Annotated in this window: 14 protein-coding genes; all 14 read left to right on the top strand. The window is 49.6% G+C overall.

Annotation, left to right across the window (positions count from 1 at the left end):
* Positions 1–52: 52 nt before the first annotated feature.
* A complete protein-coding gene (locus PJDR2_RS17100) occupies positions 53–2800 on the top strand; it encodes an FtsK/SpoIIIE family DNA translocase (protein WP_015844967.1) in 2748 nt (915 codons plus the stop codon).
* A 118-nt stretch (positions 2801–2918) separates the two neighbouring features.
* A complete protein-coding gene (gene sleB / locus PJDR2_RS17095; protein WP_015844966.1) occupies positions 2919–3713 on the top strand; it encodes a spore cortex-lytic enzyme in 795 nt (264 codons plus the stop codon).
* 87 nt (positions 3714–3800) lie between these two features.
* A complete protein-coding gene (gene yfmF, locus PJDR2_RS17090) occupies positions 3801–5123 on the top strand; it encodes an EF-P 5-aminopentanol modification-associated protein YfmF (RefSeq protein ID WP_015844965.1) in 1323 nt (440 codons plus the stop codon).
* Positions 5124–5128: 5 nt separating this feature from the next.
* Positions 5129–6424, top strand: a complete 1296-nt coding sequence (yfmH, locus tag PJDR2_RS17085; RefSeq protein ID WP_015844964.1) for an EF-P 5-aminopentanol modification-associated protein YfmH — start codon at positions 5129–5131, stop codon at positions 6422–6424.
* Between the two features lie 17 nt (positions 6425–6441).
* Complete coding sequence (gene ymfI / locus PJDR2_RS17080; RefSeq protein WP_041613494.1) at positions 6442–7170, top strand: elongation factor P 5-aminopentanone reductase; 729 nt, start codon at positions 6442–6444, stop codon at positions 7168–7170.
* Between the two features lie 100 nt (positions 7171–7270).
* Positions 7271–7522, top strand: coding sequence for a DUF3243 domain-containing protein (locus tag PJDR2_RS17075; RefSeq protein ID WP_015844962.1), 252 nt, complete (start codon positions 7271–7273; stop codon positions 7520–7522).
* Positions 7523–7669: 147 nt separating this feature from the next.
* Positions 7670–8443 (top strand): DUF3388 domain-containing protein, encoded by a 774-nt coding sequence (locus tag PJDR2_RS17070; RefSeq protein ID WP_015844961.1) that lies wholly within the window; start codon positions 7670–7672, stop codon positions 8441–8443.
* 18 nt (positions 8444–8461) lie between these two features.
* The gene (locus PJDR2_RS17065; protein WP_015844960.1) at positions 8462–9394 is read left to right on the top strand and encodes a helix-turn-helix domain-containing protein; all 933 of its coding nucleotides are present in this window, start codon (positions 8462–8464) and stop codon (positions 9392–9394) included.
* A gap of 42 nt (positions 9395–9436) precedes the next feature.
* Positions 9437–9928 carry a YajQ family cyclic di-GMP-binding protein gene (locus PJDR2_RS17060; protein WP_015844959.1) on the top strand — a complete coding sequence of 164 codons (492 nt, stop codon included), beginning with the start codon at positions 9437–9439 and terminating at the stop codon, positions 9926–9928.
* Positions 9929–10134: 206 nt separating this feature from the next.
* The gene (pgsA, locus tag PJDR2_RS17055; protein WP_015844958.1) at positions 10135–10713 is read left to right on the top strand and encodes a CDP-diacylglycerol--glycerol-3-phosphate 3-phosphatidyltransferase; all 579 of its coding nucleotides are present in this window, start codon (positions 10135–10137) and stop codon (positions 10711–10713) included.
* A 92-nt stretch (positions 10714–10805) separates the two neighbouring features.
* Positions 10806–12056, top strand: coding sequence for a competence/damage-inducible protein A (locus PJDR2_RS17050; protein WP_015844957.1), 1251 nt, complete (start codon positions 10806–10808; stop codon positions 12054–12056).
* Between the two features lie 286 nt (positions 12057–12342).
* Positions 12343–13398: a recombinase RecA gene (recA, locus tag PJDR2_RS17045; protein WP_015844956.1), complete on the top strand. Its 1056-nt coding sequence runs from the start codon at positions 12343–12345 to the stop codon at positions 13396–13398.
* 120 nt (positions 13399–13518) lie between these two features.
* Positions 13519–14199, top strand: coding sequence for a regulatory protein RecX (locus PJDR2_RS17040; protein ID WP_015844955.1), 681 nt, complete (start codon positions 13519–13521; stop codon positions 14197–14199).
* A 181-nt stretch (positions 14200–14380) separates the two neighbouring features.
* Positions 14381–15922, top strand: coding sequence for a ribonuclease Y (gene rny, locus PJDR2_RS17035; RefSeq protein WP_015844954.1), 1542 nt, complete (start codon positions 14381–14383; stop codon positions 15920–15922).
* Positions 15923–15980 lie beyond the last annotated feature (58 nt).

Below are 15980 nucleotides of genomic sequence, written 5' to 3'. Positions count from 1 at the left end.
ATAGGAACCTTTGCCTAGATATGGTATAATGCTAGGCAGAGGTGACGAATCATTGGCTAAGAAAAGACGAAAGAAAAAATCGATTACAACGCAATTAAAATATGAAGTATACGGTATTTTGCTTATTACGGTATCGGTTATTGCTTTATCAGGAGAGGCTACGGTTGGACGCTCCTTGTCCAAGCTATTTGGCTTGTTCCTGGGCAAGTTTTATTTTGTATTGGCGCTGGTCGGCATTTACGTCGGACTGGTCGTCATGGTCAAAAGGGCTTGGCCGCGCGGTTGGACAAACCGTCGGACAGGCCTGCTTGTGTTTGTTTTGGCTCTTGCGTTATCCAGCAGCATAGCCGAAATCGACCGCAAGCTGCTTCCGAGCTCCGACCTGACGGGTGGAGCTATTCTCCACCAGCTGGGCCAGGATATGAAGGACGAGCTGCTGGCGTTTGACGGGGCCGATGACAGGCCGATCAGCCAGCGGGCGATAAGCGGCGGCTATATCGGCGCCATGGAATATTCGATGCTGTTCACGCTTTTTGGTTATTTTGGCTCCAAGTTGATTGCAGGCGTTATGTACGCCATCGCCATTATGCTGCTAACGGGCAAATCCTATGTAGAGCTTGCCCGTATCGGTCGGGACAAGAGCATACGGATGTTCAAGCTGCTTGCCGCCAAATGGTCGAAAGGAGCGGCGCTTCGGAGCGCATCCAAATCGAACAAAGCCGTCAAACCGCCGGTGTTTGTGCAATCCGATGCGATTGACGACGATGACGATGAGGATGATTACGCGCCGGCACTGCCGCCAAGGCGCAAGAAATCCCTCTTCTTCTCCTGGAGAAATCAGGAGCAGAACAGCCAGCAGGAACAGCAAAATGCCCATGATGATTGGACTATGAACGAAGAGCATTACGATGGAGGACATGACAACGGCGCCAAGCCGCATTGGGCGAATGACCAGGCATGGGATGACGACGAGCAGTGGGACCGAAATGGCGAAGGCGATGCCAGTACCAGCCATAAACAGCAGGAGGACGAGCTTCCTCCATGGGAGGAGCAGCAGCCAGTTCGTGGAAACCCATCCTCCGCTTCTCCTGTACATAACGAATATGAGGAAGACGAGGAGCCTGCTGTCATCACAAGAATTGTTCCGCGTGCAGATACATACGACGACGAAGAACAAGAGGACTACCCTGCACCCGCACCTGCGGCTTTTGCTGCAGATTCAGCGAGATATACGGAAGAGTACGATCAGAACGAAACGGAATCTTCTGTCGTGAATGAAGTTCACGGCAGTCAGGACATACAGGAAGTTACGGAGGAAACGGATAAATCCGCTACAACGGGTATCCACCAACCGGCATCGGATGCACCGGTTAAGAAGCCATACTTGCTGCCGCCGTTCTCCCTGCTTGCCAAGCCAAGCTTGATGGCAAGAGGCGGCGACAGTGCGGATGCCATGGATTCGAAGCGGAAGCTGGAAGCCACATTAGAGAGCTTTGGCGTTAAGGCTAAAGTGCTTGATGTAGTACGCGGTCCTGCGGTTACGCGCTATGAGGTTCAACCTGCATCAGGCGTGAAGGTAAGCCGGATTGTAAGCCTGACAGACGATATCGCTTTGGCGTTAGCGGCAAAGGATATACGGATGGAGGCGCCTATTCCGGGTAAATCCGCCATCGGCATAGAGGTTCCCAATATGGAAGTCTCAATGGTAACTATGCGCGAGGTAATGGAAACCGCGACCTTCCAAAATGCTCCGTCCAAGCTGTCGATCGCTTTTGGGCGGGATATTTCCGGACAACCGATTATTGGCAACCTGGCGAGAATGCCCCATCTGCTGGTAGCGGGAGCTACTGGTTCGGGTAAATCAGTGTGTATTAACGGCATTATTACCAGTATATTGTACAAGGCTGCTCCGGATGAAGTGAAGTTTCTGATGGTCGATCCTAAGATGGTCGAATTAAATGTTTATAACGGCATTCCGCATTTGCTTGCACCGGTTGTAACCGACCCAAGACGCGCGGCACTAGCCTTGAAAAAGATTGTTGTGGAGATGGAGAAACGGTATGAGCTGTTCTCCAAATCGAGCACGCGCAACATTGAAGGCTACAACGCCTTAATGGCCGAGAATCCCAAAGCCGTACTTCCCTATATCGTCGTTATTGTCGACGAGCTAGCGGATTTGATGATGGTCGCCTCTAACGACGTTGAGGATTCCATAGCAAGGCTTGCCCAAATGGCTCGTGCGGCGGGCATCCATCTCATTATCGCGACGCAGCGTCCGTCGGTAGACGTTATTACGGGGGTTATTAAAGCGAATATCCCTTCCAGGATTGCCTTTGGCGTATCTTCTCAGGTCGATTCCCGTACCATATTGGATATGGTTGGCGCAGAGAAGCTGCTGGGCAGAGGGGATATGCTTTATCTGCCGGTCGGCATGTCCAAGCCTATTCGCGTCCAAGGTGCCTTCTTGTCCGATCAGGAAGTCGAGGCGCTTGTCGATTACGCAAGAGGCCAGGCCGAAGCGGAATACAAGGAGGACCTTGTACCTGAAGTAGAGGAAGAATCGGCAGATCCGGAAGAGGTTCTGGATGAACTGTATGATCAAGCCGTGCAGATCGTTCTTGAAGCGAAGCAGGCATCCGTATCCCTTCTTCAGAGGCGGATGCGGGTTGGTTACACCCGTGCGGCAAGGCTTGTGGACCAGATGGAAGCGCGGGGGATCGTGGGTCCTTATGAGGGCAGCAAACCGCGGGAGGTCTTGATGTCGATGGAACAATATCAGTCCAGCCGCATTCCTTCCTGATCCGCGTCAGGCTTAAGCAATTGGCAATGATGAATAGAAGCAGGAATCCCTTCTCATACTAGAGTTAGGTAACGCAGCTAATCGCGGACTAACTTGCAAGAGAAAGGCAGAATCCTACATGAAAAATCGATTAATTGTCGTGACTATCATCATTGTGACGGTATTGTTCGGAATGCATTCCCTCCAGCGATATTCGCAGGATGATGTGAAGGAAACGTTCAGCAATGCTACTTTAACGGTAGGTTCCTCCGGTTCGGATGTATACGAGCTGCAGGGTAGGCTAAAATATTTAGGCTATTACAATGGTGCAATCGACGGCAGCTTCGGCACCAAAACCAAAAATGCGGTGACCTGGTTCCAATGGAAGTTCGGAATGAAATCCGACGGCGTAGTTGGGGCAAAAACCAAGCTTAAGCTTTGGGAAGCCACGAAGAATTGGCAGTCATCTGCTGCAGACACCGGTAATACGACCGGAGGCTCCGATAACAGCAATAACAGTGGTTCGAATTCCGGATCTTCGGGTGGCAGCACGCCGTCGAAATCCAATAATCTCGGGCTTTCGGAAAGCGACTTGAAGATTATGGCGAATGCGGTATACGGGGAATCGCGCGGTGAACCGTACGAAGGTCAGGTAGCGGTAGCTGCAGTTATCCTGAACCGCCTGAAATCGCCAAGCTTCCCGAATACAATCTCGGGCGTTATCTTCCAGCCTCTTGCGTTTACAGCAGTAGCCGACGGTCAGATCTGGCTGACACCAAACGAAACCGCACGCAAAGCTGTGCAGGACGCAATCAACGGATGGGATCCGACAGGCGGCTGCACGTACTATTTCAATCCTGAGACGGCAACGTCCAAATGGATATGGTCCAGACCTCAAGTGAAGACCATTGGCAAGCATATATTCTGCATGTAACGATTATCAGAAGCAGCCTTTCTGCCTTGGGCAGGCAGGTTGCTTCTTCCATTTCGTATCGGTTAGAATGGTATAGGAAGCAAGAAAATGGAATACATTACTATATTCCATTTTACTCGGAAGGAGCAAACGGAAGTGACATTATTCGAAAGAGGGCAAATAGGCCGGATCAGGCTGCATGTAATGCCGACAAAACGGTTCAAGACGTTTGCGATATCGCTGTTCGCAGGACTGCCTCTATCTGAAAACGCTGTAACAAAAACCGCGCTAGCCCCGTTTGTATTGCGTCGAGGTACGGTATCTACGCCCGAGACGAAGGCTTTCCGCGAGAGGCTGGATGATTTGTATGGCGCCGGATTCGGCTTTGATGTATATAAAAGGGGCGATTCTCAAATCGTTCAATTCCGCATGGACGTTATCAACGATCATTTTGTATCGTCCGATGTACCTCTATTGAGTTCGTCTTTGAGATTCCTTGGCGAAGTCGTGACGGAGCCGGTAACGGAAGACGGAGTGTTCCGCCGCAAGTATGTAGACGCGGAGAAGCAGACGTTGACGAAACGGCTGGAATCCATCGTCAATGATAAGATTCGTTATGCAGCCGAACGCTGCATGGAAGAGATGTGCGCAAATGAGCCTTACCGCCTTCACCCGCTCGGAAAGCTGGAGGAAATCAGCTCCATTACGCCGGAATCGTTATATAGTCAATACAAACAGTGGCTAAGCGAAGCCGCATTTGATTTATATGTCGTTGGCGATACAACAATGGAGGAAGTCGCTGCGCTTGCGAAGGAAGCTTTCCGCATCGAGGATGGCAGCCCTGCAAGCTATTCAACTCCGTCTATTACCCATGAAGTTCGCAATGTCAAAACCGTTGTGGAACGCATGGACGTCAACCAGGGCAAGTTAAACATGGGGCTGCGTACGAATGTTGGTTATGGCGACAAAGACTACGCCGCTTCCTTGATGTATAACGGCATTCTGGGCGGCTATCCGCATTCCAAGCTATTCTTGAATGTCCGGGAGAAAGAAAGTCTCGCTTATTACGCTGCATCCAGACTGGATGGACATAAAGGTCTGCTCACGATTCAATCGGGTATAGAGATCGCAAACTATGAGAAGGCGGTCACCATTATCAAGGAGCAGCTGGAGAGCATGCGTCAAGGCAACCTTTCCGATCTCGAGATGAATCAGACGAAAGCGATGATCGCGAATCATTTGCGGGAGCTGCAGGATTCCGCTTACGAGATGATCGCTTATGACTTTAATGCCGTGCTTTCCGGCAAAGAAAGAACGGCACAGCAGCTGCTTGACCAGATTGAAGCGGTAACGGCAGAGGATATCGTCCGAGTTGCGGGATTGGCGCAGCTTGACACGATTTACTTCCTGCGCGACCAGAAGGAGGCCTGACGGCAATGGAGACACTCGACTACAAAGGCGTTCAGGAAACGCTATACCGCGAAGTGCTGGATAACGGCCTCGAAGTGATCGTCCTGCCGAAGGAAGGCTTTCAGAAGACCTATGCTACTTTTGCGACCAAATACGGCTCCGTCGATAATAAGTTTGCCGTAGGCGATCAAGAGCCTGTCCGCGTACCGGACGGAATTGCCCATTTTTTGGAGCACAAAATGTTCGAAGAGCCAACCGGCGACATCTTCGCGACCTTTGCATCGCAAGGGGCATCGGCGAACGCCTTCACTAGCTTCGACCGTACCGTTTATCTGTTCTCGGCAACGGAGCAGATTCCGGCCAATCTCGAAACCTTGATCGATTTTGTCCAGCATCCTTATTTCACCGATCAGAACGTGGATAAGGAAAAAGGCATTATCGCTCAAGAGATCAATATGTACAAAGACAATCCGGATTGGCGTGTTTATTTCGGCTTGATTGACGCCATGTATCACACCCATCCGATTCATATCGATATTGCCGGTACCGTGGAGTCCATTTATCAGATCGACAAGGAAACGCTGTACCGCTGTTACGAAACGTTTTACCATCCGTCCAATATGCTGCTGTTTGTAGTGGGCGGGGTGAAAGCGGAGGAAGTATTCGAGCTTGTACGCAACAATCAAGCACGCAAGTCATTCAAACCGCAAGGAGAAATCAAACGTTTCTTCGAGCATGAGCCGGAGAGCGTTAAGGTACCTAGGAAAGTAACGAAACTCCCGGTATCGCTTCCGAAAGTTATGTTTGGCTTCAAGGAGAAGAAAACCGGGCTTACCGGCGAGGCGCTGTTGAGCCACGAAGTGACTTCCAAGCTGATGCTTGACGCCTTGTTTGGTGCCAGCTCGGCCCTGTATCAGGATTTGTATGAGCAAAATTTAATCTCCGATTCCTTCGGAACGGAATTTAACGTAAGCACGGATTATGCTTTCTCGGTTATTGGCGGCGACTCGCCAAATCCGGATGAACTGCTTAGCCGAATCCGTACCGCTGTTGAAGAAGCGCTGCGTACGGGTATTGAACCTGCCGCCTTCGAACGGTCGAAGCGGAAAAAAATCGGCGGATATTTGCGGATGCTGAACTCCCCTGAAGCGATTGCCGGCGAATTTACGCGTTACCGGTTCCGCGACAGCGACATGTTTGATCTCTTGTCCCTGTACGAGAATTGCACGCTGGAGCAAGTGAATGAACGGATCCGCGAGCATTTCGACTTCCAACAGTTGGCAATCTCCATTGTTGAGAAGCCGGACGGACAGCCGGTTTAGTGAAGCCTTTTAAACAAATGACGGTGTTAATAACCGGGGGAAGCCGCGGCATCGGCGCTGCAATCGCGCAGCGCTTTGCCGCGGAGGGACTTAACATCGTCATTCACTATAGGGAATCGCATGAAGCGGCTAACGAAACAGCCAGAGCATGCATGCGCCTGGGAGCTAATGTCATGACCATTTCGGCTGACCTTCGTTCGAAGGAACAGCTCACGAGGATGAAAGAGAAGCTGGAGGCTCATGACATGCTTCCCGATATCCTTGTTAACAACGGGGGAATCTCCCATTATGGCATGCTGATGGATGTGACGGAGCAGGAATGGGATGATGTGATGGCCGTCAACTTGAAGGGTATGTTTTTGTCCAGCCAGCTATTTATGCCGAATATGATCTCGAACCGGTTTGGCCGGATTATTAATGTGTCGTCGATTTGGGGAATGTCCGGCGCTTCCTGCGAAGTGCTGTACTCCACAACCAAAGGCGGCATGAATGCCTTCACGAAGGCGTTGGCCAAGGAACTTGCTCCTTCCGGAGTAACCGTTAATGCGGTGGCGCCCGGAGCTGTCGATACAAAGATGATGAGCGGTTTTAACGATGAAGAAAAGGCGGCGCTCGAGCAGGAAATTCCGCTGGGCCGTTTTGGACAACCTGATGAAGTTGCTTCGCTGGTGTACTTCTTGTCCTTGCCGGAATCATCGTATATAACGGGGCAAATCATTAGTCCAAACGGCGGCTGGCATACTTAACACCCTTGTTTCCGTATAATTCGTTTCGCCTCTACGCACAATAACATTTGTTGAGTGCTACACTCTTCTTAAAATGTACTTATCCAGGAGGCGAAATAAAATGTCTAACGTTCTTTCAAGTTTCGACAATTGGAAAGAGTTTTTGTCGGACCGCGTGGCACAAGCCAAAAACAACGGGATGTCTGAGGAAACCATTCATAATTTGGCTTACGAGATTGGTTCCTTCCTCGACGAGAAGGTTGATCCTAAAAATGAGCAACAGCGTGTACTGAAGCAGCTATGGGATGCGGGCGACGAGCATGAACGCAAAACGGTAGCCGGTCTTATGGTGAAGCTGGTCGAACAAACTTAATTGCTCACATCTTCAGAAAAGCCTCCCAATTTGGAGGCTTTTCTGCAATGTCTGCGAATAGGTTGCAGGAATGTGACGAAAATTGTAGAATAAATTTTTATAAGCGAGTCAATCAATGGGATTGGTGACAACAAGGGACGGTGTGAAATGGGATCAAAGCAGCAATACTACATGGAATATAAAATACATAAGAACCGACCGGGTCTTCTTGGCGATATTGCCTCACTGCTCGGTATGCTTGAAGTGAACATTATGACGATTAATGGCGTAGAGGACCGTACGCGCGGCATGCTGCTTCAGACGGATGACGAAGAAAAAATCGTCCTGTTGGGCAAAATGCTTCAGAAGGTTGATAACATCACGGTTAACAAGCTTCGTACACCTACGATCGTTGACATATTGGCTGTCCGTCACGGACGTTATATCGAACGCGACTCGGATGACCGTAAAACGTTCCGTTTTACAAGGGACGAGCTGGGTATTTTGGTCGATTTTCTCGGGGAAGTGTTTAAACGGGACGGCAATCAGGTTATTGGTTTGCGTGGCATGCCGCGTGTCGGCAAGACGGAGTCGATTATTGCCGGAAGCGTATGCTCTAACAAGCGTTGGACCTTTGTGTCTTCGACTTTGCTGAGACAAACCGTCCGCAGCCAGCTGTCCGAGGATGAAATGAACGACAACAATATCTTTATCATTGACGGTATCGTAAGCACAATCCGTTCCAACGAGAAGCATTACTCGCTGCTGCAGGAAATAATGGCTATGCCTTCTACGAAGGTCATTGAGCATCCGGATATTTTCATCAAGGAATCGCAATACGATTACAGCCATTTTGATATGATTATTGAGCTGCGAAATACACCTGACGAAGAGATTACATACGAATCATTTACGGCCAATTATTCGGAAAATGAATTCTAGCAGAGAGGAGTAGACACCATGTCAGATTTAGGAGCGTTGCTGCGCAAAGCAAGGGAAGAGCGCGGATTAACGCTTGATGATGTTCAGGAGATCACCAAAATACGCAAGCGCTACTTAGAAGCAATCGAGAGCGGTGACCATAGCGTACTGCCGGGAACGTTCTATTTACGCGCTTTCGTGAAAAATTACTGTGATGCCGTTGGCCTGGATTCGGAGGAAGTTCTTCGGCTGTACCAGCATGAGATCCCTGCTTCCGTTACAGATCAAATTGTGGAAGCAGTACCGGCTAGACAGCCAAAGCGGGTTCGTACCCGTTCCTCGGAGCGGATCAGCAAGCTTGGCTTCAACATAATGATGTGGTCGTTCCTGATCCTTATCGTAGTTGTTGTTTGGGTTTATTTCGTTAATCAGAAAGCCGATAAACCTAATGAGATCGATAATACGAATATTACGGATCAAGCTTCACCGGCCCCGCCAAGCCAATCGCCAAATTCGTCGAACGGCAGCGGAACGACAACACCAACGGCAACGCCTACGCCAACTCCAAGCCAATCGCCGACTACCTTGACGTTCTCGTCTAAGGTCGGCAAGGTTGATCATTATGATGTCGCGCCGGCTGGCGTGGTACATAAAGTGGAGATCAAGATCTCCGGCGGGCCAAGCTGGACAGAAGTGCGCTCGGGAAGCTCTTCCGGCAAAGCGATTATTTCGGAGACGGCTCCGGATGGCTCGGCCTTCACGTACGACCTGGATCAACCGCTTTACATTAATGTCGGACGTGCCGACTTGAGCTCAATTACCGTCGACGGCGTGCAAATTAACGACGGAGACCGTGCGGGCTCCAAGAAAATTCAACTGAACCCTGTGGAAGGCGCCGGAGGAACAGAAGGGACTCAAAGTCCGGACAATTCTTCCACGCCCGGGGACTCGGCAGGTACGGAGAACCAGTAAGGATTGAATTAGAATTAGATACAAAGGGAGAGTTGTCAAACAATGAGTTCTGAAAGTTCATTTGACATTGTTTCGAAGATGGATATGCAAGAGCTGAACAATGCGATTCAGCAAGCGGAGCGGGAGATTGAAACACGCTTTGACTTCAAAGGAAGCAAAAGCAGCATCAAACTGGAAAAAGAAGAGCTTGTTGTCGTTTCCGACGATGACTTCAAGCTGGAAAGCGTTCTTGATATTCTGAAATCGAAGATGGTCAAGCGCGGCGTTCCGATTAAAAACCTGGAATACGGCAAGGTTGAATCGGCTTCGGCGAGCACCGTTCGTCAGCGCATTAAGCTGAAGTCGGGAATCGATCAAGACAATTCCAAAAAAATCAATATTCTGATCCGGGATTCGAAGATTAAGGTGAAAAGCCAGATTCAAGGCGACCAAATCCGCGTAACCGGTAAAAGCCGTGATGATTTGCAGGCGGTTATGGCTCTTCTCCGCGAAGCGGATTTGACCGTCGAACTGCAGTTCACCAACTACCGTTAATAAGCCTTTTCCGGCCCTTCGCTGCCTCGTCAATTCGGGCAAGAAGGGCTTTCGCTCTATGACGTTCGATATTTTGACATAGGAAATGGCATGTATTATACTTGGTTAGATAGTTTTGGAAACGATCCGGGGGACATACATATGACAGTACAAGCAATCATGCATCAATGCAGGAACACGGCTAGACGGTCCGGGGGTGTGAACGAATGAACCTGGCAAATAGGATTACGCTGGCCAGAATTATTTTAGTGCCGATCATTATGGTATTTCTGCTCGTCAATATCGATATTAAGCCTCTTGCTTTCGGCGATGATTACTCCATTACATACAATCAGATTATAGCGGCTATAATCTTTATCATAGCGGCAAGCACCGACGGTCTCGATGGTTATATCGCCAGAAAAAACAAGATCGTAACCAACCTTGGCAAGCTTCTCGATCCGCTTGCGGACAAGCTGCTTGTGGCGGCTGTTCTGATCTCGCTCGTCCAAATGGATAAGCTGGCGGCATGGATGGCCATCGTTATTATTAGCCGCGAATTCGCGGTAACAGGTCTGCGTCAGATTGCCTTGCTGGAAGGCAGCGTAATGGCGGCGAGCAAATGGGGCAAATGGAAAACAGCCGTACAAATTACGATGATCATTTCGCTTCTGCTCAACAACTTCCCGTTTACGTTTATCGATTTTCCGTTTGACGATATCGTAAGCTGGATTGCCGTTATTATTACGGTATATTCCGGATTCGACTATTTCTTCAAAAACAAACATTTGATTCCTGTGCAATAATCAGGATCATATAAGTAACAATAAAGCATCTTTCCATTCGCGGAGAGGTGCTTTTGCTTCCTAATGCTGCAGGATTCGAAGGGGGAAATCGTATGAAAGCTGAAATTATCGCAGTGGGTACCGAGCTTTTGCTCGGTCAAATCGTCAATACAAACGCACAATTCTTGTCCGGAAAGCTTGCATCGCTTGGCATTGATGTTTACTTCCAGACGGTTGTCGGCGATAATCCGAACCGGATCCGCCAAGCCGTCGAGATTGCCCGCCAGCGTGCCGACCTGCTTGTATTTACCGGCGGGCTTGGTCCTACACAGGATGATCTGACGAAGGATGTTCTCGCGGCCTATCTAAACCGCAGCCTTTCCCTCCATCAGCCGTCCATGGATAAAATCGAGCAGATGTTCAGCTCCCGCGGCATCCATATGGTAGAGAGCAACCGCAGACAAGCGCTGATGATTGACGGAAGCGCTCCGATTGATAATGAAGCCGGTCTTGCCGTCGGCAACGGTCTGTCCGAAGACGGGACGCATTATTTGCTGCTGCCTGGACCTCCGCGCGAGATGAAGCCGATGATGGAGGGGCCGGCGTCGGAATGGCTGAGGTCTATTCTGGGAGCGGAAGAACCGCTCTATTCGAGATTGCTTATGTTTGCCGGGATCGGAGAATCGACGCTTGAAGCCAAGCTGATTGATCTGATCGAAGCGCAATCGGATCCTACTATTGCGCCTTATGCGAAGGAAGGCGAGGTCGCCATTCGAGTATCGACCAAAGCGGCGAACGAAACCGATGCAGCAGTCAAGCTGGATCAAACCGTCGATGCGATCAAGCAACGGGTGGGCGAGCACTTATTCGCGCAGGACGAGATTACTCTGGAAGAACAGGTTGTGCAGCTGCTTCGAACATCGAGAAGAAAGCTTTCGACTGCCGAAAGCATCAGTGGCGGCTTGCTTGCAGAGCTTATTACCGGCATTCCCGGCAGCAGCGGCGAATATTCCGGCGGCGTTGTTACTTATACGAACGAGATGAAGCATAAGCTGCTTGGCATTCCGATGGCCCAGCTTGAAGGAGACGGGGCGCCGGGAGCGATCAGCGAGTCGACGGCGGCGATGATGGCCGAACGCGCCATGCAGATCGGAGATTCCGATTTTGGCGTTTCCTTGACGGGAGTAGCCGGTCCGGCACAGGCGGAAGGCAAGCCTGTTGGTCTTGTCTATTATGCGGTAGCGGAGAGAGGGAAGGCGACATCGGTATTTACCGGTCATTTCTCCGGTACACGTGCCATTATCCGGATTCGCGCGGTAAAGGCGGCCTTATACCAATTGTGGCTGAAGCTGCGCGAACAATAATTTGTCGGATTAACCCGAAAAATACTTGCCTGTTTGTACCATTTCCGCTATAATTGGTCTCATGCGGAAGAACCGTGGCGAAGATTACTTTGCTGCGGTTTTTTTATGTCCATTTTTTAGATTCATGACGAATCGCGCATTGCTGTCCAAGTTGGCAAAAGCCGTTTCGCCATGCGTCTGGAAAGGGCGTGGAAATAAAAAGACGAATGTATGTTCGAAAAAAAGCTTGGCAATTGATCAGAAAAAAGGTATCATACAATTATAAATAACGAAGGATGTGAGTAGCTTGTCGGATCGTCGTGCTGCTTTGGAGATGGCTTTACGTCAAATTGAGAAGCAATTTGGTAAAGGCTCCATCATGAAATTAGGGGAATCCACACATATGCAAGTTGAAACCGTACCAAGCGGTTCAATTGCTTTAGATATTGCTCTTGGAATCGGCGGTTTGCCAAGAGGCCGTATTATTGAATGTTATGGACCGGAATCTTCCGGTAAAACAACCGTTGCGCTTCACGCTATTGCAGAAGTACAACGGATCGGCGGACAAGCTGCATTTATCGATGCGGAGCATGCGCTTGATCCATTGTACGCGAGCAAGTTGGGCGTAAATATCGATGAGCTGCTGTTGTCGCAGCCGGATACTGGCGAACAGGCGCTTGAGATCGCAGAAGCGCTTGTACGCAGCGGCGCGGTTGATATTATCGTTATCGACTCGGTAGCAGCACTTGTACCGAAAGCAGAGATCGAAGGCGATATGGGGGATTCCCATGTTGGTCTACAGGCACGCCTGATGTCGCAAGCTCTGCGTAAGCTGGGTGGCGCGATCAGCAAGTCGAAGACAATCGCCATCTTTATTAACCAATTGCGCGAGAAAGTCGGCGTCATGTTCGGTAACCCGGAGACTACGCCTGGCGGCCGTGCATTGAAGTTCTATTCCAGCGTGCGTTTGGAAGTACGCCGGATTGAGACGATCAAGCAAGGCAACGATATGGTTGGTAACCGTACGCGGATTAAAGTCGTGAAGAACAAAGTAGCTCCTCCGTTCAAGCAAGCGGAGATTGATATCATGTACGGCGAAGGCATTTCGAGAGAAGGCAGCCTCGTAGATATTGGCGTAGAGATGGATATCGTTCAGAAGAGCGGAGCTTGGTTCTCCTACAATGGCGACCGTCTTGGTCAAGGCCGCGAGAATGCCAAGCAGTTCCTGAAGGATCATCCGGAGGTGGCTGCCGTTATCGAGAAACAAATCCGCGAACAAAGCAACTTGTCCGCTTCCGCGCAACAAGCAGACTTCTCGAAAGACGATGACGATGATTTTGATGAGTCGGAGCTTGACGATTAATAATTCAACTTTCGCAGCTGCGAATCCGTGCTGTGAATGAGTAAAAAGGTAAGGAGCAGAGCCGTCCCTTCGAGGGCGGCCCTGCTCCTTTTTTGCCATAACGAACGGAGTGAGTCCTGAATGATTATCGAGATTTCAGCGGTCGAGCAGGACCGCAAGGAACGAAAGCGTTACAACATCTACACGGATGGCTTGGAAAAGCCGTTATTCTCGGTACACGAGGATTTATTAATTAAGCACCGTTTATTGAAGGGCAATTCGCTCACAACGGAGGAAATTGCTGAGATAACGGAGGAAGATGGACGTTACAGGGCTTATGCGCTCGCTATTTACTATTTGGGTTTCAAAGCGAGGACACGCAAACAAATTGAGCAATATTTGGCACGCAGGGAGTTAGAGCCGGAGTCAATTGCATATGCGCTTGAACGTTTAGAATCGGAGCATATTGTTGATGATGAAGAGTATGCGAGGCAATTCGCCAGGCAGCGTATCCGTAATAGCCAAAAGGGTCGTCGCTGGATTAAGCTGGAGCTTCAGCAGCGAGGAGTTACGAATCAGGCCGCGTCAGAGGCTCTGGAAGCCATTGATCGAGATGATGAACTTGCGTCAGCCATTCAAGCCGCGAAGAAGAAATGGCGCTCTCTCAAAGGAGAAAATAGAGAGAAACGTCAAAAGCTCCTCTCCTTTTTAATGCGCCGGGGCTTTCCTTCGGATGTCGTTAAACAAGCGGCAAAAGCGGCTATAGATGAAGCGGAAATCGAGCAGGCGGATGAGGATGAAGGGCTTTTGCTTGACAATTGATTTTGCCAAAAGATAAAATAAAATTGTATTCCTTTTATATCAAATCAATTTTCCTTCCAAAAGTTGATTTGAAACGATTATTTTCGTCAATTAGTTTGAGAATCAATCGGTATGGAAACCGGCTAAAAACCTAATATCATCCCAAGCTTGCCTTGGTGAATGCAACGAGGAGGTGAACAAGATGGACCCTATTTGGACGGTGTTGATCTGTCTCGTTGTTGGCGTTATTTTCTTTGGGATTGGTTATTTTATTCGCAAGTCGATTGCCGAGGCCAAAATTTCCAGCGCTGAGCAAGCTGCTGTTCAAATCGTAGAGAATGCGAAGAAGGAAGCAGAAGCCCAGAAGAAAGAAACGGTGCTCGAAGCAAAAGATGAAATCCACAAGCTCCGTACGGAGGCTGAAAAAGACATCCGTGAGCGGCGTAACGAGTCCTTGCGTCAAGAAAGACGCTTGCTCCAGAAAGAGGAGTCGCTGGATAAAAAGATAGAAGCGCTTGAACGCAAAGAAGAATTAGTTGCCAACAAAGAGAAACGGATCGATGAAACACAAGAACAAATTGAATCCATTTACAAGCAGCAGCTTAGTGAATTGGAGCGTATCTCCAGCTTGACTATGGAGGATGCGAAATCGATTATTTTGTCGAATGTGGAGCAGGAAGTGCGTCACGAAACAGCACAGATGATCAAAGAGATCGAGCAGCAAGCGAAAGAAGAAGCCGATCGAAAGGCGCGGGACATTATTTCACTCGCTATTCAACGATGTGCGGCGGATCACGTAGCAGAGACGACTGTATCGGTCGTTACCCTGCCTAACGAAGAAATGAAAGGCCGTATTATTGGACGTGAGGGCCGTAATATCCGTGCACTCGAAACATTGACTGGTATCGATTTGATTATCGACGATACACCGGAAGCGGTCATTCTGTCTGGCTTTGACCCGATTAGACGCGAAATTGCTCGGACTTCACTTGAGAAGCTTGTTGCAGATGGTCGTATACATCCGGCTCGCATTGAAGAGATGGTCGAGAAGTCCCGTAAGGAAGTGGACGAGCGGATTCGCGAATACGGCGAACAAGCTACTTTCGAAGTTGGGGTTCATGGTTTGCACCCTGATTTGATTAAAATTCTGGGACGTCTCAAGTACCGGACAAGCTACGGTCAGAACGTTCTGAAGCACTCGATGGAGGTTGCTTATTTGACCGGCCTTATGGCTGCAGAGCTTGGCGAGGATATCACGCTTGCTAAGCGCGCAGGCCTTCTGCACGATATCGGCAAGGCGCTTGACCACGAGGTTGAGGGTTCGCACGTTGAGATCGGCGTAGAGCTGGCGAAGAAGTACAAGGAGCATCCTGTTGTAATCAACAGTATCGCTTCCCACCATGGTGATGTTGAAGCAACTTCCGTTATCGCAATGCTGGTAGGAGCAGCAGACGCTTTGTCTGCCGCACGCCCCGGCGCACGACGCGAGACGCTTGAAACGTACATCAAACGCCTGGAGAAGCTGGAAGATATCTCGGAGTCGTTCGACGGCGTAGAGAAGTCTTTCGCCATTCAAGCAGGACGCGAAGTCCGTGTTATGGTTCAACCTGAGAAGATTGACGATACGGAAGCATTCCGGCTTGCACGCGATATTACGAAGAAAATCGAGAGTGAACTCGATTATCCGGGACATATTAAAGTTACGGTTATTCGTGAGACCCGTGCAGTTGAATATGCGAAGTAGATCACAAGCAAATAGCAAGAACGAAAAGTGGCTGCTTGTCAGCCACTTTTTTTGCATA

This window comes from Paenibacillus sp. JDR-2 (genome assembly GCF_000023585.1).
Taxonomy (GTDB): domain Bacteria; phylum Bacillota; class Bacilli; order Paenibacillales; family Paenibacillaceae; genus Pristimantibacillus.
Note: the sequence above shows the minus strand (reverse complement) of the source record. Positions and strands in the feature narration are given on the sequence as shown.